This window comes from Pontibacterium sp. (assembly GCF_041587635.1).
GTDB lineage: Bacteria > Pseudomonadota > Gammaproteobacteria > Pseudomonadales > Balneatricaceae > Pontibacterium.
This window is the reverse complement of sequence record NZ_JBFGYC010000582.1, coordinates 1-2,442: the sequence shown is the minus strand read 5'-3', so window position 1 is coordinate 2,442 and position 2,442 is coordinate 1. Positions and strand designations below refer to the sequence as shown.

Below are 2,442 nucleotides of genomic sequence, written 5' to 3'. Positions count from 1 at the left end.
TGGTCAGATCATCGACTGCAACGAGCCAGCGCATAAACGCCTGCATTACAGTAAATCTGAAATGCTCCAGTTGAGCGTATTTGATATCAACCAGACGCTACCAACCGGCGATGCCTGGACTAAGTTCACATCAAGCGTAAAGCAGCAGGGTAATATTCTTCGTGAGGGTATTCATCAGCGAAAAGACGGTACCACCTTCCCGATTGAAGGCAGCATCAGTTACATCGCACAGGGCAATAATGCCTACCTGTTTGCGGTTATCCGTGATATCACGCACCGTATCGAAAGCGAAGCGCTGATTCGCAAGCAAGCCAATTTCGACGCTTTGACCGATCTTCCCAACCGCCGCTTTTTAAAAGAGCGGCTGGAGCTTGAGATCCAGAATGCACATACACGCGGCACTAATCTGGCTGTGCTTTACATGGATCTGGATCGCTTCAAGGAGGTGAACGACACACTGGGACACAGCAAAGGCGATATGTTGTTACTGGAAGCGACGCGCCGCCTGAAGCAGTGTATTCGTCCCAACGATACCCTCGCCCGACTGGGTGGTGACGAATTTACCATTCTGCTCTCGGATCTGGAGGATTACCGCATCGCAGAGCAAACGGCGATCCGTGTCCTGAATGCCTTTAAAGATCCCTTCCACCTCAACGAGGATTGCCTGTATGTCACCATGAGCATCGGCATATCCTTTTATCCCGAGGATGGAGCAACCGGCGAAACCTTATTTAAAGCCGCCGATCAGGCCATGTATGCGGCCAAAGCTCAAGGCCGCAATAACTACCAGCACTTTACCCAATCGATGCAGCGTGAAGCACTGCTGCATGCTCGTTTGATTAGAGACCTGCGCCGAGCAATCAGCGAGCAGCAGTTCTGCCTGTATTACCAGCCCATTATCGAGTTATCGACCGGCAAGCTGGTCAAAGCTGAAGCATTGATTCGCTGGCAACATCCAACGCGCGGCATGATCAGCCCTGATCAGTTTATCCCTGCTGCAGAAGAAACCGGACTGATCTCTGAAATCGGTGACTGGGTATTCCGCCAGGCCGCCAAACAGGCCGCTGAATGGCGTAAAACGTTCAGTCCTAACTTCCATGTGAGTATCAACTCCTCGCCCGTGCAATATCTGGATAAAACATCCCGTATGAGCCACTGGCTTGATTATCTGAATACATTACATCTACCATTGGAAGCCATTTCTATAGAAGTCACAGAAGGCGTGCTGATGGATAAAATCAGCGCCGCACCGGAAAAACTAAGGGCTTTGCATGATGCGGGGATCTCAATTTCGCTGGATGATTTTGGCACCGGATATTCATCGCTCGCCTACCTGAAAAAGTATGCGATTGATTTTATTAAGATTGACCGCTCATTTGTGCAAAACCTGACAACGGATTCTGATGACCTTGCACTATGCGAGGCGATCATCGTGATGGCCCATAAACTCCGCATGAAAGTGATTGCCGAAGGTATCGAAACTGCAGAACAGCAAATAATATTGCGTGATGCTGGCTGCGACTATGGGCAAGGTTACCTCTATTCGGAACCCGTTGCCGCCAAAGAATTTGAGAAGCTATTTATCCCTGATCATTAAGGACGGTCTTCGACCCGCCCCCCGTACTTAATTTTGCATGCTGGTCTTGGATGTACAGCACTCCGATGAATTTTATGAACAGATAGCTCACCGCTGAACATCAGCATTTGAGACGTTTCACAATGAAAAAATTGACCAAGTATTACTACGGTAACCTCTTCACTCCGGAAACCAACGCGCTGCTGGCGATTATGCTACCGATTCTTACGCCAGCGATGCCCCACTACGTACATACGTTTTATTCCGAATTGATGGATGACGAATCCACCGCACGCTTCCTCAGCAACGAACTAGTAGAACATCGTCTAACCACCGAATTGGCAAAGTGGCTGGCACAAACCTTCGCGCCTAAGACAGCCGAGGAGATGGTCGAGTCCCTGCGTTTTCAGCAACGTATCGGTGAGGTACATGCACGCGTAGAGATCCCAATGTCATTGGTCAATTCCGCGATGACCATCATCAAAGAGGAGATGTTCAAAACAATGGTGTCATCCGATCTGACCGATCGGGAAAAGGTCAGATCAGTTGTCCTGATCAACCGAATACTGGACGGCGCAGTCAGCCTGATCAACGATTCCTATCTACGCGGAAAAGTGCAAAATGAACGTTCAACGTTAGAGTATCGCAGTGCATCATCAGCCCATGAACTGGCGCTGGAGATCGAGCGGGTCAAAACCAGTCTGTATAACTGGATGACACGGAAAATGGTGTGTTATTTCTCCGGCGAGGAAATTTTTACCACCTCGGTATACGCTAATGATTTTGGTCTGTGGATTAAGCATAAATTCCCACTGATCTGCTCCAAACCTGAACGCTATGAGAAGGTCATCGAATGTCTGGATCGC

Annotated in this window: 2 protein-coding genes; both read left to right on the top strand. The window is 49.1% G+C overall.

Translation table 11 applies throughout. From position 1 onward, the window contains the following. On the top strand, positions 1 to 1,597 hold a 1,597-nt coding region (locus ABYW01_RS19365), incomplete at its 5' end, for an EAL domain-containing protein (protein WP_372835990.1). Positions 1,598 to 1,719: 122 nt separating this feature from the next. Next, on the top strand, positions 1,720 to 2,442 hold a 723-nt coding region (locus ABYW01_RS19360), incomplete at its 3' end, for a protoglobin domain-containing protein (RefSeq protein ID WP_372835988.1).